19 protein-coding genes are annotated in these 23,841 nt (G+C 32.8%); 7 read left to right on the top strand and 12 right to left on the bottom strand.

Annotated features, from left to right (window positions below; genetic code table 11):
- Positions 1 to 268: 268 nt before the first annotated feature.
- From Q4Q35_RS01760 to Q4Q35_RS01715, 10 genes are all read right to left on the bottom strand, one after another.
- The gene (locus Q4Q35_RS01760) at positions 269 to 904 is read right to left on the bottom strand and encodes a TetR/AcrR family transcriptional regulator (protein ID WP_303276202.1); all 636 of its coding nucleotides are present in this window, start codon (positions 902 to 904) and stop codon (positions 269 to 271) included.
- 173 nt (positions 905 to 1,077) lie between these two features.
- Positions 1,078 to 2,358, bottom strand: coding sequence for an aminotransferase class I/II-fold pyridoxal phosphate-dependent enzyme (locus Q4Q35_RS01755; protein WP_303276201.1), 1,281 nt, complete (start codon positions 2,356 to 2,358; stop codon positions 1,078 to 1,080).
- A gap of 710 nt (positions 2,359 to 3,068) precedes the next feature.
- The gene (locus Q4Q35_RS01750; protein ID WP_303276200.1) at positions 3,069 to 3,770 is read right to left on the bottom strand and encodes a sulfite exporter TauE/SafE family protein; all 702 of its coding nucleotides are present in this window, start codon (positions 3,768 to 3,770) and stop codon (positions 3,069 to 3,071) included.
- 6 nt (positions 3,771 to 3,776) lie between these two features.
- Positions 3,777 to 4,223: a FixH family protein gene (locus Q4Q35_RS01745; protein ID WP_303276199.1), complete on the bottom strand. Its 447-nt coding sequence runs from the start codon at positions 4,221 to 4,223 to the stop codon at positions 3,777 to 3,779.
- A gap of 164 nt (positions 4,224 to 4,387) precedes the next feature.
- Positions 4,388 to 5,812, bottom strand: coding sequence for a cytochrome c oxidase accessory protein CcoG (gene ccoG / locus Q4Q35_RS01740; protein WP_303276198.1), 1,425 nt, complete (start codon positions 5,810 to 5,812; stop codon positions 4,388 to 4,390).
- Between the two features lie 84 nt (positions 5,813 to 5,896).
- A complete protein-coding gene (locus tag Q4Q35_RS01735) occupies positions 5,897 to 6,832 on the bottom strand; it encodes a cbb3-type cytochrome c oxidase N-terminal domain-containing protein (protein ID WP_303276197.1) in 936 nt (311 codons plus the stop codon).
- Complete coding sequence (locus Q4Q35_RS01730; protein WP_303276196.1) at positions 6,820 to 7,014, bottom strand: CcoQ/FixQ family Cbb3-type cytochrome c oxidase assembly chaperone; 195 nt, start codon at positions 7,012 to 7,014, stop codon at positions 6,820 to 6,822. Before Q4Q35_RS01730 ends, Q4Q35_RS01735 begins: the two co-directional genes overlap by 13 nt.
- Before the next feature lie 18 nt (positions 7,015 to 7,032).
- Positions 7,033 to 9,225, bottom strand: coding sequence for a cytochrome-c oxidase, cbb3-type subunit I (gene ccoN / locus Q4Q35_RS01725; RefSeq protein WP_303276195.1), 2,193 nt, complete (start codon positions 9,223 to 9,225; stop codon positions 7,033 to 7,035).
- A gap of 13 nt (positions 9,226 to 9,238) precedes the next feature.
- Complete coding sequence (gene ccoS, locus Q4Q35_RS01720) at positions 9,239 to 9,424, bottom strand: cbb3-type cytochrome oxidase assembly protein CcoS (RefSeq protein ID WP_303276194.1); 186 nt, start codon at positions 9,422 to 9,424, stop codon at positions 9,239 to 9,241.
- 226 nt (positions 9,425 to 9,650) lie between these two features.
- Positions 9,651 to 12,026 carry a heavy metal translocating P-type ATPase gene (locus tag Q4Q35_RS01715; RefSeq protein ID WP_303276193.1) on the bottom strand — a complete coding sequence of 792 codons (2,376 nt, stop codon included), beginning with the start codon at positions 12,024 to 12,026 and terminating at the stop codon, positions 9,651 to 9,653.
- A 106-nt stretch (positions 12,027 to 12,132) separates the two neighbouring features.
- Here Q4Q35_RS01715 and Q4Q35_RS01710 point away from each other — a divergent pair, with 106 nt between their 5' ends.
- The gene (locus Q4Q35_RS01710) at positions 12,133 to 12,810 is read left to right on the top strand and encodes a Crp/Fnr family transcriptional regulator (protein WP_303276192.1); all 678 of its coding nucleotides are present in this window, start codon (positions 12,133 to 12,135) and stop codon (positions 12,808 to 12,810) included.
- 114 nt (positions 12,811 to 12,924) lie between these two features.
- Here the strand turns inward: Q4Q35_RS01710 and Q4Q35_RS01705 are convergent, their stop codons facing one another.
- Together Q4Q35_RS01705 and Q4Q35_RS01700 are read right to left on the bottom strand one after the other, a co-directional pair.
- Positions 12,925 to 13,068: a hypothetical protein gene (locus tag Q4Q35_RS01705; protein WP_303276191.1), complete on the bottom strand. Its 144-nt coding sequence runs from the start codon at positions 13,066 to 13,068 to the stop codon at positions 12,925 to 12,927.
- A 14-nt stretch (positions 13,069 to 13,082) separates the two neighbouring features.
- Positions 13,083 to 16,310 (bottom strand): WD40/YVTN/BNR-like repeat-containing protein, encoded by a 3,228-nt coding sequence (locus Q4Q35_RS01700; RefSeq protein ID WP_303276190.1) that lies wholly within the window; start codon positions 16,308 to 16,310, stop codon positions 13,083 to 13,085.
- A gap of 106 nt (positions 16,311 to 16,416) precedes the next feature.
- On the opposite strand from Q4Q35_RS01700, the gene Q4Q35_RS01695 reads away from it, so the two are divergent.
- The 6 genes from Q4Q35_RS01695 (at position 16,417) to Q4Q35_RS01670 (ending at position 23,327) form a co-directional block, all read left to right on the top strand.
- On the top strand, positions 16,417 to 17,544 hold the full coding sequence (locus tag Q4Q35_RS01695) for a vWA domain-containing protein (RefSeq protein ID WP_303276189.1): 1,128 nt from the start codon (positions 16,417 to 16,419) through the stop codon (positions 17,542 to 17,544).
- 143 nt (positions 17,545 to 17,687) lie between these two features.
- On the top strand, positions 17,688 to 19,145 hold the full coding sequence (locus tag Q4Q35_RS01690; protein ID WP_303276188.1) for a magnesium chelatase: 1,458 nt from the start codon (positions 17,688 to 17,690) through the stop codon (positions 19,143 to 19,145).
- 139 nt (positions 19,146 to 19,284) lie between these two features.
- Positions 19,285 to 19,899 carry a DEAD/DEAH box helicase gene (locus Q4Q35_RS01685; protein WP_303276187.1) on the top strand — a complete coding sequence of 205 codons (615 nt, stop codon included), beginning with the start codon at positions 19,285 to 19,287 and terminating at the stop codon, positions 19,897 to 19,899.
- An 18-nt stretch (positions 19,900 to 19,917) separates the two neighbouring features.
- Complete coding sequence (locus tag Q4Q35_RS01680) at positions 19,918 to 20,451, top strand: GNAT family N-acetyltransferase (RefSeq protein ID WP_303276186.1); 534 nt, start codon at positions 19,918 to 19,920, stop codon at positions 20,449 to 20,451.
- 74 nt (positions 20,452 to 20,525) lie between these two features.
- Positions 20,526 to 21,617, top strand: coding sequence for an amidohydrolase family protein (locus Q4Q35_RS01675; RefSeq protein WP_303276185.1), 1,092 nt, complete (start codon positions 20,526 to 20,528; stop codon positions 21,615 to 21,617).
- A gap of 129 nt (positions 21,618 to 21,746) precedes the next feature.
- On the top strand, positions 21,747 to 23,327 hold the full coding sequence (locus tag Q4Q35_RS01670) for a hypothetical protein (RefSeq protein ID WP_303276184.1): 1,581 nt from the start codon (positions 21,747 to 21,749) through the stop codon (positions 23,325 to 23,327).
- Positions 23,328 to 23,841 lie beyond the last annotated feature (514 nt).

The following is a 23,841-nucleotide window of genomic DNA, read 5'->3' as shown; positions in this document are numbered from 1 at the left end:
TTTTATTGGTCTCAAATGGAGTTAAAACTATAGTACTTTAGTGCATGTCGCTTTCAGCTTCTAAAAACTTTTGACACGAACCAGCCTGCCGGCTGGCAGGTTTCACGAATTCACACGAATTCAGTTTTACCATATTTCACGGAGCAGACTTTTAGTTTATTGTTTAAGAGAAAATGAATTGGTTTAAACTTTTTTGATTGAAGCTAGAAACAGCTATTTTATGGTCAATTGAGGCATTTTTTTCTCTTTAATATATAGTAGGCTTAGGTTAATTATTATTATAAGTATTTTCTATTATTAGGCTGATTGCATTTTTAATCCTTTTCATTCCTTCAGGGGTATTAATGTCTATTTCACAAAAGAGTGTGTCGGTAGACTTAGAATGCAACACCATATAATAAATTCCTGCAACCAATAATCCTGATACAGCTCTTAAATCAATATCTCTTCCTTGTAATTCTTTATCTGATAAAGCGAAAAATTTTGAACCTAAACGCTCTCTGTCTTCACAAACCTCATACATGATTTCTGTTTTCTGACTAATCTCCCACAATATGATTTTTTGCATTTCAGTATTATTGTAAAAATAATCCAATTGATTTTGTAATAAGGAATCCAAAATTTCTTGGGTATTTTCACCTTTATTCTTCTCCATCATCTCGCCAACATTTCCTGAAGCTGCTATCCAATAATCTTTTCCTCTAACATAGGTTTCTATTAAATCATCGACAGATTCGAAATAGAGGGAAATAAGACGACGACTTAAACCAGCAGCTTTTGCAATATTTGTTGCGCTTAACCCTGTGTATCCCTTAGTTTTTATTACTACCCCAACTGCGTCAACAAGTTTTTGTATGGATCGGGCTTTGTTGTTAAATTCCCCTTGATACGTTTTTTTTGCCATAACAATTTTTTATCAGATTTCACTAATGTAACAAATTTATTTATTTATTGTTACTATTGGGATAAACAAGAAAAACCATTTTTACTTAAGAAAATAGGGTAAATCGTTAATGGTGATTTAAACGTTAATAAATTTTTTTAATCTAATAATTTATTAGAAAAAGTTTAGTAAAATCAATCTGCTTTAGAAATATTGAGCTTTTGATTTACATATTCAAAGGCATTTAAAATAGTATCTAAATGTTCCTGGGTATGTGTAGCCATTAAACTTGTTCTAATTCTAGCATCTTTGCGAGATACTCCAGGATAAACAATGGCATTAGCATACACTCCAGCTTTAAAAAGGAGTCTTGCAGCATCTCCTGTTTTATGGGGGTCACCTATTTTTATAGGAATTATTGGAGAAGCACTTGCTCCAATATCTAATTTCATATCAAGTAATCCTTTTTTATAATAAGCGACATTTTCTGCGAGTTTAATGCGCCATAGAGGCTCGGTATCAATTAAATCAATTGCAGTTAGTAAGCCGTTAATGGCTGGTGTAGAAGTGGAAGAAAAAACTTGTTGGCGCGATTGAAATTTAAGATAGTTTGCAATTTCAGGTTTAGAAACTACAAATCCACCAATATGTCCGAATGCTTTACTCAACGTTCCAGATATGATATCAACTTTATCTAATAAATTAAATAATTCAATAGCTCCTCTACCATTTTTACCTAAAACACCAATACCATGAGCATCGTCAACCATAAGGAAAGCTCCGTATTGTTTAGTGAGTTCGTAAATTTCATCCATTTTAGCTAGATCTCCATTTTGAGAATACACACCATCAATAACAACCATTCTTGTTTGATATTTTGATTGTGCATCGGATAAAGCTCTTTCTAAATGGATGAGGCTGTTATGTGGGAATCTTTTAAAATTTGTTTCTAGCAAACCTTCATAGACACTAGCATGGACTGCCATATCTACAATGGCACAATCATTCTTTTTAAGCATTGCTAATAATGTAGCACTATTCGCGGTATAACCTGTGGTATAAATAATGGAAGAATCTTTAGGTCTGTTAAAAAAAGCAGATAGCTTATCTTCTAACATGACATGATATTCATGATGTCCACCAATAAGTGGTGATGCGCCAGCTCCTGTTCCATATTTTTGAATACCCTCAATAGCTGCAGCTTTGACTTTTGGATGTTGGGTGAAATTTAGGTAATCATTAGAAACAAGACTTATACATCTTTGAGGTTTATCATCAAAAGGAGAACTAACCAATACTTCTGCACCACAACCATTATGTGTTACGAATCGGTAATTCATATGTCCTTGAACTTCCATATAATCGGTAAATTCTTTAAAAGCCTTTGCGCTTTGAAAAGAATTATGGTTTGGAATGCTTTCAAAGTCTTTAAAACTGGCCTTATTGAAATCAATGTTATGTTGTAGTGCTGGCATATTTGAGTAGTTTTTATAGTTAAACATATTAATTTTCCCTAACATGGGATAATTTAGGTTTTTTAATTGTTTTTAAAAAGTATTTCATTTTAAATTATGTTTAAATGTAAGATTTAATTCTCCCTTTAATGGGAAAATTCATATATTTGCATATAATAAAAAAAGAGTGGGGGTAAATTATTGAAATGTAGGTGATTGTCTGCTTTTGTAGGTGAGCCTAAAAATGTCAACAAAAACTTATCATATGACTTTTTAAAGAATAGAGTTATCAATCTCTTTTTTTCTAAAACCTATATGGAAGATATTTTTTTTAATTAAGAACATTGTTTAAGCAGCATGTGATACCTATTAGAGGAAATAGAAATAGACAAAAAGACACAGAAAATACCGACTAAGAGTACACCTAAAGTAACAAAAAGCTAAAAAGATTCAATAAAAAATTCATGCCTTATTGGCATTGAGTCTGTCTTGTGGATTATTTTCTGAGTCTGCATATGTGAAGCATATACTAGTAAGGGCGTTAGTCTAAAATTTTAAATAAGAAGTAATGTTGAAAAGGGAATAAGAGTGGTTTTAAGATTAATTAGGTTAGAGGAATTAAAAATTTAAACCACTTTTCCCTTTTTTTAGTCTCAAAAGTAGTTAAAACCATACACTTTAATGTATTTCGCTTTAGCTTTATAATATACTAGAGTAAAATAGAATGATGTTTAATGGCATTCTATGGTACTAGAAACACTATCTAAAATAGGAGCAGGGGATAAGTAAGGGATACCAAGACCCAAACCACGAAGAATAAAAAGTAAACCAATAAAAATAACAAAAACGGGAATTGCTTTTTGTATTTTTTGTCTGGCACTGCCTTTTAAAAAGTGACTAAAATAAATAGCTGTAGTCATTAGCGGAACAGTTCCTAATCCAAAAACAGCCATATACAAACTTCCTTTTAATGCATCTCCGCCGGCAATAGCTGCAAATAAAGCCATATAAACAAGTCCGCAAGGTAAGAAACCATTTAAAAAACCAATGGTTAAAAAGGTATCTGTAGTTTTCTTTTTTAAAGCACTACCTAAAGCAGATTTTATTTTAGAAATAAGCTTGTAAATAGGTTTTGAAAAATTGTACTTATTAAATGTTTTTTCAGGAATTAATACAATCAATATCATTAAAAGACCAATAGCAACAGAGAGTTGCTGCTGAAAGCCAAAAATGTAAAGACTCTTACCAATAAAACCAAAAATTAAACCAATACTACTGTAAGCTAATAATCTTCCAACATGATAAATAGTAATTTGAGATACTTTCTTATATGTATTAGTTCTATCTACTGGAAGTATAAAGGCTATGGGCCCACACATGCCTACACAGTGAAAACTTCCTAATAGCCCTAATACAAATGCAGAAATTAGCATGTTTGTTTAATAATTAATAGATTCTTTAAATAAATAAGATTTTCCGTTATATTGCCAATCTATTTTAATGTTCCAGCGACCATCTAACAAACGATTGTCAGGTATGAGCAAAGTGGGTTTAGACAATGAAATGGAAGTTTCAAAATCTAAGTGCTTGTTAGATGGTCTATATAGGAACACTTTTCCTGTAATTTTTTTTAAATCTATATTATTAGGAAAACTAATGATTAGCCCTTCCTCTGATTTTTTATACGAAATATTTTCGCTTAATTTTTTTGCATTTTTTAGCTTATCTATATCTTTTTGATATTCCAATTCTTCGGCATAATAATCCTCAGTCACTAAATCATGATCGTATTTATCGTCTACATTCATGGTAATGACGAAGTACAATATAAAGCTTATAAAACCTATAAAAGCAAATACGATTCCTGTTCCCCAGTTTATTTTCATAATCTTTATTCCTGCTAATCCCGATAGCTATCGGGAAGGCATTTATTTTTAATTAATACTCATTTTATTTTTGTGCCCTTTCTCTTTGAATTGAGCTTTCTATCATACTTAATAGTTTACATCACATTCTGCAAACTGTTTACTGCCCACTGGGCACAGCCAACTTATTTATAACTCCTTGGCCCTAAAAAATTGGCCGTTGTTGTTTCAATTAATATGTTATTAGCGTATACGCCAATTTTTATTTTATTTCTATCGCCTGTTAATGCCGAATTATTTATTTCGATAAATAAAGTGCCCTCTGCAATTCCTTGGCTTGGTACTACAAAACTATCGTGTGTAGCTACTAGTTTTAAATCGCCTTTATGAGACATCAATTTGAAACTCACGTTTTCAATATCTTTGGTCGTCTTGTTCACTAATTTATAAGTAAAAACATTACTTATGATATTATTCTCTTTGTGTTCATATAATTGTCCGGGTAACCTTAAAATGTTGGCTTCTACATCATTTCTTAAAAATAACATACCGGTTAATAAACCAATTAAAATAGAAAGTACGGCTATATAACCTTTCAATCTAGCTGATAACTTAAAAGGCGTTTTCTTTTCAATATTTTCTTCGCTAGTATATTTAATCAAGCCTTTTGGCAGATTAATACTTTCCATGATATGATCGCATTCATCAATACATGCTGTGCAGTTAACACATTCCAGTTGTGTACCGTTTCTAATATCAATTCCGGTAGGGCATACATTAACGCATTGAAAGCAATCAATACAATCCCCATGTCCTAAGGCTTGTCTATCTTCATTTTTTCTAAATTTCTTTCTCCCATTTTTTGCTTCCCCACGTTTATGGTCGTAAGCTACAACTATAGATTTTGTGTCTAAAAGGACACCTTGTAGCCTTCCGTAAGGGCAGGCAATAATACATACTTGTTCTCTAAACCATGCAAATACAAAATAGAATACCGCTGTAAAAATTAGTAATGAAATTAAAGTGCTTAGATGGCTAAAAGGGCCATCAGTAATATATCTAATAAGTTTATCACTTCCGATTAAATAAGCTAGAAACACATTAGCAATAATGAAAGAAATGATAAGGAATATAGTTAGTTTTAACCCTTTTTTTCTAACTTTTTCTGCATTCCAAGGTTGTTTCGATAGTCTTATTTGTTTTCCTCTGTCACCTTCAATCCAATACTCAATTCTGCGAAAAACCATTTCCATAAAAATGGTTTGCGGACAAATCCATCCACAGAAAATCCGACCAAAAGCCACTGTAAAAAGCGTAATAAAAATGATACCAATAATCATAGATACCACAAACAAATGAAAATCTTGAGGCCAAAACGGAAATCCAAAAATATTAAAACGGCGTTCTAAAACATTGAACATTAAAAACTGATTCCCACTTATTTTTATAAAAGGAGACAGTAATAAAAATGCCAGTAACCCATAGCTCACCCATTTGCGGTATTTATAAAATTTACCGCTAGGTTTTTTTGGAAATACCCAGGCACGTTTACCTTCTTCGGTAACCGTACCTATTGAGTCTCTGAATGTTTCATTTTCTGGGGTTTCCAAGGTTTTTTATTTTTTATAGACTTGTCTTCTGGGTTAGGTGCTGAAAATAAATTCAGCAGACGAAACCAAACAGTCTATATAGTTCTAATTAACCGAAGTTGTCAAAGAATCGGTTTGGGTTGTATTCGTTTCCTGTACAGGTGCATTTTCATCTACCCATATATCACCTTCTGGAGCTTTAGGATTAGCTGGTGTTGTACCTTGTAATGTTAAAATATAACTTGCTACTTGTGCCATTTGTAAAGGTTTTAATTGTTGTTTCCAGGCAATCATACCTTTGCCAGAACGTCCACCTTCAGAAACTGTTCTAAAAACGTTTTTAATGCCACCGCCTAAAATCCAATTTTGATCTGTTAAATTTGGCCCGATACCACCACCGCCATCTGCCATATGACAAGCAACACATGTGGTTTCGAAGATAGCTTTTCCCGCACTTAAATCTGAAGCTTCTGTAAGCAAGGTAACGGTATTAATATCTACCATATCTTTAGCTGTTTTTTTGTAGGCTTCAATAGCCGTTTTTGCTTCGGCCAACTCGGTTTCTAATTCATCAATTTGAGTATCTCCATTAAAAACATGATACTTCAATAAATAAACAGCTGCAAAAATAATAGAGATGTAAAAGCCATATAGCCACCATGGTGGTAAGTTGTTGTCTAACTCTTTTATGCCATCATAATTATGATCTAAAATAATTTCACCTTCTTCTTCTATTGGTTTTGAGCCTAAAAGTTTTTTATAAATATTTTTAATCCAGTTAAACTGATATTGTTTTTCTTTTTCTTCTAAAAACCGAGCTTTGGCTTCTTCATCTAATTTATGAAGCATGACATTTTCTAATGCACTCACAATAGCTTCAATCGCAATTAAAATAAGGAGGACTAAGAAAAGAAATAGTAGAACAACAGGAAATTCTATAAATGCTGGTTTTTCTCCTGAATCTATAAAGAATTCAACAGCTCCGAAAATAATAAAGAATACTACAGGAACTCGTATCCAAGATGGGATTAATTTTTGCATGATATATCGTCGTTTTGGTTATCTAATGGAATATTACTTACGGTTTTTATGTAGTCTTTTTTAGCGGTAATGACCCACCAGAAAAGTGCAACAAAAAATATAAAAAAGATGAGTAAAGAAATCATCGGATAAATTTCGATGCCTGTAATACTCTCCATATGGTTTTTTACAAATTTTAACATGGTTGTCTGTTTTGATGGTTATTGTTGTGCTGTTTCTACTTTAATATCGGTTCCTAAGCGTTGTAAATAAGCTATAAGTGCTACGATTTCTCTATTTTTCATTTCAACAAAGTCTTCACCATTTTCGGTAGCATATTTTTTATCTGCTTCGTAGGTGTTGGCAAAATCAGGATCTGTATAAAGGTTTTGTTCTATTTGCGAACCTTGTGCTAACATGTGTTGTTGTGCGTTGGCAATATCTTCTTCGGTATATGGAACACCTAATGATACCATAACTTTCATTTTAGCTTCGGTTTGAGATTTGTCTAACTCGCTACTACTACCGGTTATTAACCAAGGGTAACGTGGCATGATAGACCCTGATGATGTACTTTGTGGGTCGTACATGTGGTTAAAATGCCAATTATCAGAATATTTTCCACCTAACCTATGTAAATCTGGCCCCGTACGTTTACTTCCCCAAAGGAATGGATGATCGTAAACAAATTCACCTGCTTTTGAGTATTCGCCATAACGTTCTACTTCACTTCTAAAAGGGCGAATCATTTGCGAATGACAACCCACACAGCCTTCACGAATATAAATATCGCGGCCTTCTAATTCGAGCGGCGTATAAGGTTTTACGCTGGATATGGTTGGGATATTAGATTTTACCATTATGGTTGGTACAATTTGAATGATACCACCAATTAAAATGGCAACTGTTGCTAAAAGCGTTAATTGAATTGGTCTACGTTCTAACCAAGTATGCCATCCTTCGCTAGCTGTACGTTTTTTAGTAACACGCTCTAATGCTGGAGCTTCTGCTAATTCATTCTCAACTTTGCTACCTTGTTTTATAGTCACAATAATATTATAAACCATAATTAACATACCTGTAATAAATAGGGTACCACCAATAGCACGCATCCAATACATTGGCATAATTTCGGTAACAGTTTCTAAGAAGTTACCGTAAACTAATGTTCCATCTGGATTGAATTGTTTCCACATACTTGCTTGTGTAAATCCTGCAACATACATTGGTAAAGCATACATAATGATACCTAGTGTACCAATCCAGAAATGCAGGTTTGCTAACCCGATAGAGAATAGTTTTGTTTTAAAAAGTCTAGGCACTAACCAATATATCATACCAAAGGTTAGGAATCCGTTCCACGCCAGTGCACCTACATGTACATGAGCAATAATCCAATCGGTAAAGTGAGCAATGGCATTAACATTTTTAAGTGATAGGGTAGGTCCTTCAAAGGTTGCCATACCGTATCCGGTAATTGCTACCACCATAAATTTTAAAACAGGATCTGTACGTACTTTATCCCAGGCACCTCGCAGGGTTAAAAGTCCGTTTATCATACCACCCCAGGATGGCATTAATAACATAACCGAAAATGCTACTCCTAGATTTTGTGCCCATTCCGGTAATGCCGTATACAACAAGTGATGTGGCCCTGCCCAGATATATATAAAGATTAACGACCAGAAGTGAACGATTGATAATCTATAAGAATATACAGGTCGGTTAGCTGCTTTTGGAATAAAATAATACATGAGCCCTAAAAAAGGCGTAGTTAAAAAGAATGCTACGGCATTATGTCCATACCACCATTGTACTAAGGCATCTTGTACTCCGGCATATACCGAATAACTTTTTAAAGCACTTACCGGAAGCTCCAAACTATTAAATATATGAAGCACAGCAACTGTAACGAATGTGGCTATATAAAACCAGATGGCAACATATAAATGGCGTTGCCTTCTTTTTAAAATAGTTCCAATTAAGTTCCATCCAAAAACCACCCAAACAAGTGCAATAGCAATATCGAAAGGCCATTCTAATTCGGCATATTCTTTTGATGTAGTATACCCTAGCGGTAATGTGATTGCTGCACCTACGATAATAAGTTGCCAACCCCAGAAGTTAATTTTACTTAAAGTATCATTAAACATTCTGGCCTTTAACAAACGTTGTGTAGAGTAGTAAACTCCAGCAAAAATGGCATTACCAACAAAAGCAAAAATAACGGCATTAGTGTGTAATGGTCTTAATCTACCAAAGCTAAGCCATGAAATGCCGTCGGTTAGATTAGGGAATAAAAACATAAATGCTAGTAGCAAGCCTACCAGCATTCCTACAACGCCCCAAAGCATGGTGGCGTATAAGAAATTTTTAACGATCTTATTATCGTAATGAAATTGCTGCATTTCCATAATTATTAATTATTTAATCTTTTTTGGTTAGTATTGTTTTATTGGAATTCTCTTTAACGATTTCGTCTTCAAATAGCATCCTTACAGAAGGGGTGTAGCTATCATCATACTGTCCTTTTTTTACAGCTATTATAAAGGCTATAAAAAAAACAACAGCTACAATAATACTTATAGCTAATAAAATATAAATAACACTCATACCTACTTGAAGTTATGGTTCAAAATTACTGTCATACTTATTGTTAAAAAATGACTTTTATCATGTTCTGTTTATTATCTTCTCCTGTGGTAGTTGTTGTACCGAGTTTCGCTGAGTTTTCACTGAGTTACACAAAGTTTTTTAATGTCTTTTTATCGTCAATCAATCATTAGGGCTATCTCAGTGAATCTCCGCGAATTCTCAGTGGATCTCTGTGATATAACCCTCATTCTAATTTGCGTCCAATAATATTGGTTGTAATAGTTGTAAATGCAACAATACTAATGGAGCTAAGTGGCATTAATATGGCGGCTACCACGGGTGCTAACTGTCCGGTTACAGCAAAATACAGTCCGATAATGTTATATATAAAAGAGAGTACAAAACTCCATTTAATAATTTTTATAGCGGATTTAGATATGTTTATATAATTGAATAATTGATTGAATTTTGAAGCGTCTAAAATAGCATCACAGGCAGGGGAAAAGACATTCACGTTTTCCGAAATAGCAATACCAACATTACTTTGCGCTAATGCGCCGGCATCATTTAGCCCATCTCCAACCATTAATACATTAGCACCTTCATTTTGATGGTATTTTATGTATTCTAATTTGTCTTCGGGTTTTTGATTGAATAGTAATTTTGTTTTAGTTGGGAGTAGTTTTGTTAGGTTATCTTTTTCACCAGCATTATCCCCAGAAAGAATCACTAAATCATATTCTTTTTTAAGCGTATTAAATAATTGAGAAATTCCTTTTCTGTAGGCATTATAGAATGTAAACTTACCTTTATATTGGTTATTGGTGCTAACGTGAACGGTTGTATTTAACGTTGCCGTATCATTTGTATAGCCAACAAATGGAGCTGATCCTATTTTTATATTATGGTCTTTATATTTTGCTTCAATGCCTTTTCCTAAAAATTCTTCATAAGTATCTAGAGTAAGAATGTCATGCTTATTTAAGATATTATATAACGATCTACTTAAGGGATGGTTAGACCCTCGTAAGGTGCTTTTTAATAAAGTTTCTTCATCTAAAGAAAGCTGTGATCCTTCATAATTTATAGCTGTTTCTTTATTAGCAGTTATAGTGCCTGTTTTGTCGAAGATGATGGTGTTTATTTTAGCTAATTGCTCAATAACACTGGCATTTTTTAAATAGAATTTTTTCTTCCCCAGAATACGTAAAATGTTTCCAAAAGTAAAGGGTGCAGATAACGCAATGGCACAAGGGCAGGCTATAATTAGTACCGAAGTAAAAACATTTAATGCTTTACTGGAGTCTGTTAATAACCAAAATGTGGTAGCTATTAATGCAATTAATAAAATAACAATGGTAAAGCGTTTACTAATACGATTGGTAATATTGGTGAACGATAATGCTTTGTCTTTTTTAAAGACATCGTTACTCCAAAGTTGTGTTAGATAACTTTGCTCAACCGATTTTAATACATCTACTTCAATGCTGCCATCCAATTGTTTTCCTCCAGCAAACAATTTATCACCCGACTGTTTTGATACCGTTTTAGATTCACCAGTTACAAAACTATAATCTATACGTGCAGACCCTTTTATTAAAATACAATCAACCGGAATGAGTTCTTCGTTTCTAATAAGTAACCGATCTCCTTTTTTAATATCGTATACCTGTATGGATTCTTCTGTTCCTCCTGCTGCTATTTTTGTAATTCCGATTGGGAAATAAGACTTATAATCACGCTCAAAAGATAAAAATGTATATGTTTTTTGTTGAAAAAATTTACCTAATAATAGAAAGAATATAAGACCTGTTAAGCTATCAAAAAAGCCTGAACCTACATCAAAAATAATTTCAGATGAACTTCTAATAAATAATACTAAAACACCTAAGGCAATAGGCACATCAATATTTAAAATTTTAGAACGAAGCCCTTTAAATGCAGAAATAAAGTAATCTTGGGCAGAGTAAAAAACAACAGGAAGCGAAAAGAAAAACATCAACCATCTAAAAAGAGGCTTATATTTTTCTATCCAAAAACCATCCACTTGAAAGTATTCTGGAAATGATAAAAACATGACATTTCCAAAGGCAAAACCAGCTATTCCCAATTTGTAAATTAAGGAGCGATCAATATGTTTTTTGCCAACGCTATAATCATCTAGGCTTATAAAAGGTTCGTAACCAATACTACTTAATAATGCCACGAGGTTTTTTAATGAAAGTGATTTGCTATTAAAAGTGACTCGCACATTTTTTTTACCGAAATTGACTATTGATGTACTTATCGCTGGATTTAGTTTGTTTAAGTTTTCTAAAATCCAGATGCATGAACTACAATGAATATGTGGAATGTATAAGGTAACTATTTGAGTATCGTCGTTATTAAATTCGAGTAGTTGCTCAACAATTTTAGTATTATCTAAAAAATTGTATTTGCCCTCAACGTCCTTAGGAGTTGCTCCGGGTGCTTGTTGCAAATCGTAATAACAGGTTAAATCGTTTACAGAAAAAATTTCGTAAACAGTTTTACACCCATGACAACAAAAAGATTTATCATCAAACGTAATTGTAGAAGATGTAGCATCTAACCCACAATGGAAACATGTGTTGTTGCTCATTATTATTGCTCATTTATACCTGTTACAAAGGTTATAAGTAAATGCTCATTTTAATATGATAATTGTCATGTTTTCTTTATTTTTACATCATGAGTAATTAAGTATTATGGGTAAGTGCGAACAATGTATTATTAAGCAATTTAATTCACTTAAGTCTTTGACTAAAGATGAGTTAGTACGTATTTCGAATTGTAAGACCTCTTACACTATTAAAAAGGGTACGGTTATTTTTGAAGAAGGAGAAACCCTAAATGGCGTATATTGTGTTAAAGATGGTATTTGTAAACTATCTAAGCTAAGTGAAAATGGTAAAGACCAAATTGTAAAAATGGTTGTAAAGGGGCAATTACTGGGGCAGCGTTCACTAGTTTCTGATGAGAGTTCTAATTTACAAGCAACCGCTTTAAACGACATGGAAGTCTGTTTTATACCTAAAAGTGAAATCATTGCAGATCTTCAAAAGAATCCAAAATTTTCATTTGATGTGTTAAAGGATATGGCACATGATCTAAGAGAAGCAGATGATATTATCGTTAATATGGCTCAGAAATCTGTAAGACAACGTTTAGCTGAAGCATTAATATATATACATGATAGTTTTGGGGTTAATCCAGATGGTACACTTAGTATTTTATTATCTCGCGAAGATTTTGCCAATATAGTTGGTACAGCAACAGAGTCTGCCATAAGAGTATTATCTCAATTTAAAAAAGAAGGACTCATTTCTACCATTGGTAAACAAATCAAGATTGAGGACATAAAAGGTTTAAAGCGGATTGAATAAGACGCTAACGATTAAAATATAGGGCACTACCCGAAAAGTGCGTAAATAAAAATAATTAAGGGTTTAACTTTTTATAGTTAAACCCTTTTTTATATAGAACTCGTTTAAACTTTTTCAATTTGCTAAAAAATTGCTGTTTTCAATTCTGTTTTTGTCTTTTTTTCCTTCCGTAGCTCTGCTATGCAACTCAAAAAAGCCTTCAACAGAACTAGAAACTTCTAATTTTCGCTTAAATCCAAAAAGTTTAAACGAGTTCATAGTTAAAAATTGTTTTAGAATGATTTTACATCTTTAAACGATGATAATTTTATGCCTTCTACCAAATTTTTATAAGTTTTCCAGTCTTCATCAAAAAATGTATTTGTTTTATCAATTCCACTTTTTAAAGCTTCTTTTGCCTGTTTTATAAGTGTGACTTCTGTAGTAGTTAATCCATCTTGTCTAGATTTAACATAGCTGTTTGCTATATTGATACGTTGATTAATATTAACTTCTGGGCTACGTATAATGCCTTGTCTTTTATCTTCTTTTCCTAAAAACAGGCTAATAATAGTATCTATCTTCTTGGCAATGTCCTTTGAAGTGTTTATTTGATCTTTGTATAATTCTTTATCCAGCTTTTTTAATTCTGATTGATATTTTTTTGCAATTTGTTTGCTTTCGACCAATTGTTTTACAGCATCAGCCATAGTTTGTGTCATATTTTCAATGTCTTTTGAAGCGTTGTATATTTCATTGATTACACTATCAGACTTATTTAAACGGGGATCGTTTTTAATAATAATCATTTCCTCCGCAGTTTGATCTCCAAAGTTCAATATAATCTTATATGTGCCGGGCTTTACTTTAACTCCTCCAGGTTCATTTTTGTTTTTACTAATTTTCCGTGATGCTCTTTGAGGACCTTTTTCATCCATAAGCCAGATCCATTTGTGGATGCCAGATTTTTTAGGTGCTTTTTGCTTCAATGTTCTTATTAAACGGTCTCCATCATAAATTTTCATAGTTAACGAATCCCATTTGACGACATTTTTGTCGTCACCCTGAACTTGATTCAGGGTCTCATCATCATCATCATCATCATCATTATCATCATCATCATTCTTATCTTCATCAGGCGACTCTTTTTCATCAATAGTTACATAATAAGATATTTTTGCTCCAGATTTTCTATTTTCTCCATGGTAAATAGCATCGCCACCAAAACGGGTTCCTGTTGGTTGTTGATATGCAGCTAAGTATGCTGTAGGAGGTTGAAATAACTCTAATTTTTGATTTAGGATTTGTTGGTTCTTAGCAATGGCTCTTAACGGACGAATATCATCTAAAACCCATGCAGCACGACCAAAAGTGCCAATAATTAAGTCATGTTCACGCGGATGAATAATTAAATCTTTTACAGGAACCGTTGGGAAGCCTTTTGTCCATTTTGTCCATTTATTTCCAGCATTAAATGATACATATAAACCGTCATCTGTTCCTAAAAATAACAGGTTAGGGTTTTCAATATCTTCTACTATCGATAATGTATAACTTTTTGCATCCTTGGCATCAACAATGCGCTGCCATGTTTTTCCATAATTTTTAGTCCTATAGGCATAAGGGGTATAGTTAAAACGTCTGTAATCGTTTGCTATTAAAAGAGCTTCACCTTTATTTTTATTTGATGCTTTTATTTGAGCAATCCAACTTCCAGAAGGTAAATCTTTAATGTTTTTTGAGACATCGGTGTAAGTCTGTCCACCATTTTGAGTAATATGTACACGACCATCATCAGTACCAACCCAAAGCATATCTTTTTCTAAGGGAGAAGGTTCAATTACTAAAATACTACAATGATTTTCTGCACCAGTAGCATCTATAGTCAATCCGCCACTTTCGCTTTGCTTTTGCTTTTCGGGGTCGTTTGTTGTTAAATCTTCAGAAATAACCGTCCATGTTAAGCCTTTGTCGGTAGATTTATGAACAAACTGACTTCCAAAGTATAATGTACTGGAATCAAAAGGATCAATATTAATGGCAGAATTCCAATTAAACCTAAGTTTTACATTGGCATCAGGGTGTGTAGGTCTTACAGTATAATTATTTCCGGTTTCAGAATCATATCTACTTACATAACCTTGTTGACTCATAGACCAACCGAAGCGTGAATCTTCCTTGTCTGGAACGACATCAAAACCATCACCAAAACTTATTTCCTGCCAGTAAGAATTTCTAATACCTTGTGAGCGCCATACATAAGCAGGGCCTTTCCATGAGCCATTGTCTTGCATGCCGCCATATACATTATAAGGAATGTCATTATCTATATTGATATGATAAAATTGTGCTACAGGTAAGTTTCCTATAAATCGCCAGGTTTTACCACCATCTTTCGTAATGTTTAATCCGCCGTCGTTACCATCTATCATAAAATTACCATTAGTAGGATGTATCCACCAGGCATGATGGTCTGGATGAATACCATTATCAGACCCATAAGCAGGCATAAGTTGCGAAAAGTTTTTTCCGCCGTCCTGACTAACGTTTACGTAAGTGTATATACTGAAAATGCGATTTTCGTTTTGTGGGTCTACATAGATTTCAGAATAATAAAAAGGGCGATTACCAATATCACTTTTATCATTTATTTTTTTCCATTTAAAACCACCGTCTTCACTTTTGTATAGTGCATTTTTTTTAGCTTCAATAAGTGCATAAATAGTGTTAGGCTTGTTTGCGGCAATAGCAACACCCATACGGCCTAAATTCCCTTTTGGTAAACCGTCTTTATCGGTTAATTTTTTCCAGGTTTCTCCGCCATCATGAGTTATATGTAACCCAGAACCTTTACCACCGGAATTAAAAAACCAAGGATCGCGCTTATGTTCCCACATGGCGGCAATGAGTTTGTTAGGATTTGTTGGATCCATAACTAAATCGGCTGCTCCAGTTTTATTATTGATAAATAATATGTTATTCCAGCTTTTACCACCATCAGTCGTTTTATAAATCCCACGCTCTGGATGCTCTCCCCATGGAGAACCAATAGCCGCAACATAAACGATATTTGGATTTGTTGGATCTATAACAACACGATGTATATGGCGTGTTTGTTCTAATCCCATTAGCTTCCAGTTTTTACCACCGTCTAACGATTTGTAAATACCATAACCCCCATTTAAACTATTTCTTGGGTTACCTTCACCAGTTCCGGCCCAAATAACACTTGGATTAGATTGCTGAATGGCAACAGCTCCTATTGAAGCGGTGTTTTCTTTATCGAAAATAGGTTGCCATTTAATACCACCCGAAGTAGATTTCCACAATCCGCCCGAAGCAGTACCCACATACATGATGTCTGGATTAGAATGTACAACATCAATGGCAGTAACACGACCAGACATACCGCCAGGACCAATGTTACGTGGTTGCATATTTTTTAGTAAATCCATTGAAAATTCCTGAGATAATACAGAAATAGATGCTAAAAGCATTAAAAGGTAGAGTATTTGTTTCATTTATTAAATTAATTAGGTGAAATAAAGATAAGGAAAACTAATTATGAGATTCTTAATGTGATGTTAATATAAATTTTTAGAAAAAATATAGTATTTTTATACTGCTATGATAAATAATAAAAACTTAAGGAAAGGCTATGTATTTAAAAAATATGAAGCTCCTTTTCAATCTCCTTTTGATAAAATTTTTGAAGTTTTCAAAGAGCTTATTACGCATACTTCAGGTGATTTTGATGAAGCTATTAGTTGGTTGCGGGAATTAGATAAAGAATACGAACTTACTACAGAGGATTATACTATTGATGATTTTATTGAAGACTTAAAAAAGAAAGGCTATATAAAAGAAGAGATTAACCCTGATGGTAATGGCGGTATGGCTATTACGGCAAAAACCGAACGCGCTATTCGTCAACAAGCTTTAGATCATATATTCGGAAAGATTAAACGCAGCGGACAAGGAAATCATAAAAGTAAAAGTATCGGAATAGGGGATGAGCATACTGGAGATTTTAGAAATTATCAATTTGGTGATGCTTTAGACAAAGTGTCTATGACAGAAAGCTTAAAAAATGCTCAGATTAATCAAGGTATTGGAGATTTTAGCTTATCTGAGGAAGATTTAGTAGTCGAAGAAACACTTCATAAATCCCAAATGAGTACTGTTTTAATGATTGATATTAGCCATAGTATGATCCTTTATGGAGAAGATCGGATTACACCGGCTAAAAAAGTAGCCATGGCATTGGCAGAATTAATTACGACGCGTTACCCAAAAGACACTCTAGATATTTTAGTGTTTGGTAACGATGCGTGGCAGATTGAAATTAAAGATTTGCCTTATTTAAAAGTAGGACCCTACCATACTAATACCGTTGCAGGTTTAAAATTGGCAATGGATTTACTCCGAAGAAAAAGAAATACCAACAAGCAAATTTTTATGATTACCGACGGAAAACCAAGTTGTTTTAGATTACCGGATGGGCAGTATTATAAAAACAGTAATGGATTAGATAAGTACATTGTTAATAAGTGTTATGCTATGGCACAGCAGGCAAGGCGTTTACACATTCCTATTACGACATTTATGATTGCTCAAGATAATTATTTGAGACAGTTTGTAAGAGAGTTTACCTATGCAAATCAAGGCAAAGCATTTTATACAGGATTGAAAGGTTTGGGGGAAATGATTTTTGAAGATTACGAAACGAATAGGAAGAAGCGTATTAGGGGGTAAGCCCCACCCAACCTCCCCGAAAGGGAGGAGTAAATACTTTTATCAATTTTTTAAAGAAAATTTTAATAGATATATAAGTTAAATTATAATACATTCCCATAACAGTTCCCTCTTCGAAAGAGAGGGGGTAGGGAGAGGAAAATATGGACATACAAACACTAGGCGATTTAAAAAAAGCAGGTTATCAACCCAAATCTATTAAAGATGAATTGCGGGATAACCTGATACAGAAAATAAAAAATAAAGAAACGACTTTTGAAGGCGTACATGGTTATGAAAACACAGTGATTCCAGAACTGGAACGTGCTATTTTATCCCGTCATAATATCAATCTCTTGGGATTAAGAGGACAAGCAAAAACACGTTTAGCCCGTTTAATGTTAAATTTGTTGGATGAATATATTCCCTGTGTTGAAGGTTCCGAAATTAACGATGACCCATTACAGCCTATCTCAAGATATGCCATTGAGCTGATAAAAGAGAAAGGTGATAGCACACCTATTTTCTGGTTACATAGAAGTGAGCGTTTTGCAGAAAAATTAGCAACTCCAGATGTTACGGTGGCAGATATTATTGGTGATGTAGACCCTATTAAAGCTGCTAATTTAAAATTGAGTTATGCAGATGATAGAGTAATTCACTATGGTATGATACCCAGAGCAAATCGTTGTATTTTTGTGATTAATGAATTGCCTGATTTACAAGCAAGAATTCAAGTAGCCTTATTCAATATTTTACAGGAAGGGGATATTCAAATTAGAGGATTTAAATTACGATTGCCATTGGATATTCAATTTTTATTTACAGCAAACCCCGAAGATTATACTAATAGGGGGAGTATTGTAACGCCTTTAAAAGATAGAATTGGTTCTCAAATCCTCACCCATTATCCAATAGATATACAAACTGCCAGATTAATAACAGAGCAGGAAGCTAAATTAGTAGAAGGGCAGAAACAAACTGTTTTAGTCCCGGATTTAGCCAGAGATTTATTAGAACAAATTGTTTTTGAAGCTCGTGAAAATGATTTTATTGATACTAAAAGTGGTGTGAGTGCCAGATTGAGTATTACAGCCTTGGAAAACCTGCTAAGTACCGCAGAACGTAGGGCTCTTATATCCGGTGATAAAACGACAGTATTGCGTTTAAGCGATTTTGTTGGCATAATTCCTGCCATTACAGGGAAAGTAGAATTGGTTTATGAAGGCGAACAGGAAGGCGCAGCAGTCGTTGCCTATAATTTAATAGGAGCTGCAGTTAAGAGTTTGTTTAATGAACTTTTTCCGAAGATTGAAAAACTAAAAAAGCAAGAAGACGAAAGTCCTTATGATGATATTATATCATGGTTTTTTAACCAGAAAGATGGTTTTGAACTATTAGATGACCTTCGCGATAAGGAATATAGAAGTTTATTAGATACTATTTATCCTTTAGATGATTTGTTAGGTCAACATCAGCCTAATTTACCGAAACAGGATAGCTATTTTGTAAAAGAGTTAGTGCTTTGGGCTTTAGTAGAACTTAAGCAATTAAGTAAACAAAGATTTACTGAGGGTATTCAATTTAAAGACCCTTATGGCAGTTTTATAAGTGGGATATAAATATAAAATAATTGAGGCTGAAAAGTAAAATGTATACCTTGAGCGGGTTAAAAGGCTTCTTTTAGAGAGTCTTTTATTTTTACAATTTTGTTAGTTGTATTTAATACTATCTTTACTCCCGTTATTAAGAGAAACAACTATGCCATTTAAAAAACTCATTGAACCTTTAAAAGATACTATAACGCAAAAAGGTTTTGATGAACCATTAGCATTTCAAAAACAAGTTTTATCCAAAATAAAAGGAGGTGCTAGCTTATTTGCTATTGCTCCTAAAGATGCAGGTAAAACAACCAGTATGGTTATAAGTGTGGTTCAGAAGTTAAAAGCGGCATTTGAAGATGCGCCTCGCGCTTTAATTTTTGTCAAGGATAAAGAAGCCGCTTTGGCATTAGAATTGGAGTTCAATTTATATAAAAGAGGCACAGATTTAAGAGTGTATTGTGCTTATGAAGAGTATGATATTGAGAACCAACGAGATGAAATATACGTGGGTACAGATATTGTTATAGCAACTCCAAAACGTTTAAACAAGATATTCTATTTAAACGGTATTAATTTAAACAAGTTGCAAATGTGTATTGTTGAAGATGCTGAGTTTTTGTTTAGAGGGAGTCATTTTGCAGAGGTAACAAGAACTCCAGAAAGTATAGGGAAATGTCAGTATTTAGTTTTTTCAACAACGTTTGATAAACGGTTTGAACGTTGGCAAGAATCATTTATGTATCGTGCTCAAACTATAAAAGCGAAGTTGTAGTATGATTAATTTGTATCTATGAATATTACATATAAAAACTTTAAAATAGCACCTTTAGATCTCGTTGAGAGTGAAAAATTGTTTAACCTGATAGACAGTAATAGAAAACGATTAGAGGACTTTTTTGCAGGAACAGTATCAAAAACTAAAACGCTTCATGACACGATAAGCTATTGCCGTGAAATTGAACAGAAGGTTTTGGATAAAAGCTATTTTCCTTTTATAATAAGTGATTTAAATACCAACGCTTTTATTGGTTTAATTCATGTTTTTAACATGGATTGGAATATTCCAAAAGCTGAAATAGGTTATTTTATCGATGCCAAATATGAGGGGCAAGGTGTTATTTCAAAATCTTTAGACTTAACTATAGAATATCTTTCTGAAGTATATCAATTTAAGAAATTATTATGCCGAGCAAATAGCAGTAATGTTGGAAGTATAGCAGTTGCTAAGAAAAATGGATTCATATTTGAGGGCACTATAAAAAGGGATTACAAAACGACAAAAGGTGTGATTGTCGATTTAGACTATTACGGACGCATTTTTTAGTTAAACACATCATAAAGTACTAGTTTAGATAGGGTAAGATGTTTATTTTTATGGCTTAATTAAACCATTGAAATATGAATATTAAACAACTCATCTTTATTTCATTTACTTTTCTTTTTACAAGCTTTGTGATAGCTCAAGATATATCATTCGAAGACTATAACCCCAAGTCTACATTGGTTGTTCCCGGTAAGATTATAAATCGTGCTAAATTCCCTTTTATAGATGTACATGGACATCAATATAAAATGTCAACTCAAGATTTAACTCCTGTAATAAAAGCTATGGATACCTTAAACATGCAGATTATGGTTAATTTAAGTGGAAGGACAGGAAACGATTTGAAAAAATCTGTTCGAAATATCAACGAACATTACCCAAACCGTTTTGTAGTATTTGCAAATATTAATTTTAATAAAAATGTTGGAAAAAAGGGATGGATAGAAAAAGCAGTAAGCCAATTAGAGCTTGATGTTAAAAATGGTGCACGTGGTTTAAAAGTCTATAAGAGTTTAGGGTTAAGAGACAAAGATACTCAAGGAGAAAGAGTTGCTATTAATGATGCCCGGTTAGACCCTATTTGGGCTAAATGTGGTGAATTAGGGATCCCTGTTCTTATCCATGCTGCAGACCCAAAATCTTTTTGGGATGATTTTAATGGAGACAATGAACGTTGGTTAGAACTAAAAACACATCCGCGTAGAAAACGAAGTGATACGAATCCGGCACCTTGGGAACAAATCATTGCAGAGCAACATAGTATGTTTAAAAAGCATTCTAAAACTATATTCATTAATGCACATATGGGCTGGTATGCCAACGATCTGGGGAAATTGGGAGCCTTATTAGATGAGATACCAAATATGAATGTAGGAATTGCAGCAATAATAGCAGAATTAGGTAGACAGCCTCGATTTGCTAAAAAATTCTTTATAAAATACCAAGACCGTATATTGTTTGGAAAGGATAGTTGGAAGCCTAAAGAATTTCCAACTTATTTTAGAGTGCTAGAAAGTGACGATGAATATTTTCCGTATCATAAAAAATATCATGCGTTTTGGCCAATGTATGGTATGGATTTACCCGATGATGTATTAAAAAAGGTCTACTATAAGAATGCACTACGTATCGTTCCGGGGTTAGATAAGAGTTTATTTCCTAATTAAGAATTCAGGGAAATAATATTTATCTAAAATATTTTTAGAAATAAACTTTATAGGATTTTGCTTACAATGTAAAATAGTCGTATATTTTTACAACGTATTAATTTATAGTTTAAAATTTTGATAAAAAAGATGTTTTGCTTAAGGTACCATTTTTTTCATGTTTGTATAATTTTATCGTTTGTAAACACCCTGAGTTATGGTCAGAAATCAAGTGTATATGAACGGTTTGTTGATTCTGCTGATGCGTATATTGATTACGATATTAAAAAAACTATAGTTTTTTTAGACTCTATTCCACAACCGGTTACCAGTTACATCAAGAAAGGTCTTCCCCAATATTATATGTTGAAATCTTTGATTTATGACGAGAATAACGATTATATAAAATTATATCAAAGTTACGTATTGGCATTGAAGTATGCAGTGGAGCTAGAGAACTATAAAATTGCTGGAGATGCTAGTTTAGAATTATTTTTGTGTCTTTACTATGCTAGTAAGGATGTTATGGCATATAAGCACTTAAAAGAAGCCAGAACGTATTATGAATTATCCGATTATGATTATGGCGATTTTGAGGTGGATCTAATGTTCGCTTATGCTAAATATCTTGATAAAGAATACGAGATGTGTAATGCGCTTATATTAGATAATTTAGAGGATTATAAAAAGGCTAAAGGTGATTCTTATTTCTATATGTTTGCAGCTTTTATGCTTACTTCCAATTGTTTAAGTGTTAATGATTTAGAGAAAGGGCTTACATACTTTAATGAGTTTAAAGCTTTAGAAAGTGATCCTACCACTGTAGCTTATAATTATATCTCTTTTGAATCTGCATTAGATGTACGTTTTGCAAATCTTTATTTTGAAAGGAAGCAAATGGATTCCACATTTTATTACCTGTTAAAATCATCGAAGAAAAGAAGCTTTATGATAAGGGATATTGAGAAAGACTATTTAAAATTGTATGCCAATTCTTATAGATTTTCTGGTAATGTAAAAATGGCTGAGGCATATGCAGATTCTTTAACAATTTTAGAAAACAAAATGTACAAGGATATGATGAGTACTAGTTTTCAGGTAAACAACGATTTAGTAAAAACGGCATCTGAATTAGAAGCAGAAAGCGACAAGAAATATTTTAATGGTTTAGTGGCTATAATTTTATTTCTTGTTTTAGGATTGTTAAGTTTTTTTTATGTCGTTTTTTACAGAAAGGAGAAGATTAAAATAGCCAATTTAAGAAACCAAACCAGTCATTTATCATATTTAAAGTCTAATAATGAAAAATTGGTAGTAAAAGTTAAGGGCTTAGAGGGTTACATAAGTAACTTAAAAAAAGAAATAAAAAATATATCAACCATAGGTGATGTACCTACACAACACGCAAAAATTAGAGAGTTATATAAAGCCTTACACCTTAATTCTTCAATAATTTTGGATAAGAGTGAAAATCATTTAGATCTGATTAATGATCTTAATGTAGAATTTTTTCAGAAAATCAATAAAATGTATCCGAAGTTAAATAATTCTGAAATTATTATTTGTTATTATTTGTATGTTGGTTTTAAGAGTAAAGAAATTGCGGTTTTCTTAAATGCATCTGTAAGATCAATAGAAAGTAAACGCTACCGTATTAGTAAAAAGATACATATTAATAAAGAAAAAACAACATTGGTTGAACATCTTAAAAAAACCTTCGAAGGTTTTTAAAAAGTATTAAGTGAAATTTTCTTATTTCGTCTAATTTAAGTTTCTAAATTCTAAAAAATTGTGATTTTATTCATTTTGAGTAATGAATGAGTAGTCGTTTATGCTTGTAATAGCAGGAGTTTCTAGATATTTGTAAAGCTATTGTCAATATTAACCTGCCACATTATTTAGGGTTAACTTTGTTTTTATAGGGTTAGCTAAATTTTTTTAGTTTTAAAAACAAAGGCATTGTGGCAAATAATTTCAGGTAAACTGATAATTAGTATCTTAAAGATATTTATTATTATAAAGTTTATTTGTTTGGGTAAAGGAAAAGGAGTCTGTTCTAGACTCCTTTTTTAATTGAAAAGAATTCCAAAGTTTGCATTTAGAAGGCGCATTCAGAATTTAGGTCGATATAATGATTATAAGACATAAAAACTCCAAGATTTGATTTATATGAAGTCTTGGAGTTTCTTTTTTCTAAATTTAGAGATGAGAATAGGGTTTTTATAGAGAACAAGTCATAGGTATC

Origin of the sequence: Flavivirga aquimarina (genome assembly GCF_030540835.1) — a bacterium.
Lineage (GTDB): Bacteria > Bacteroidota > Bacteroidia > Flavobacteriales > Flavobacteriaceae > Flavivirga > Flavivirga aquimarina.
The sequence above is the reverse complement of the archived record's forward strand: the minus strand, read 5'-3'. Positions and strand labels throughout refer to the sequence as shown.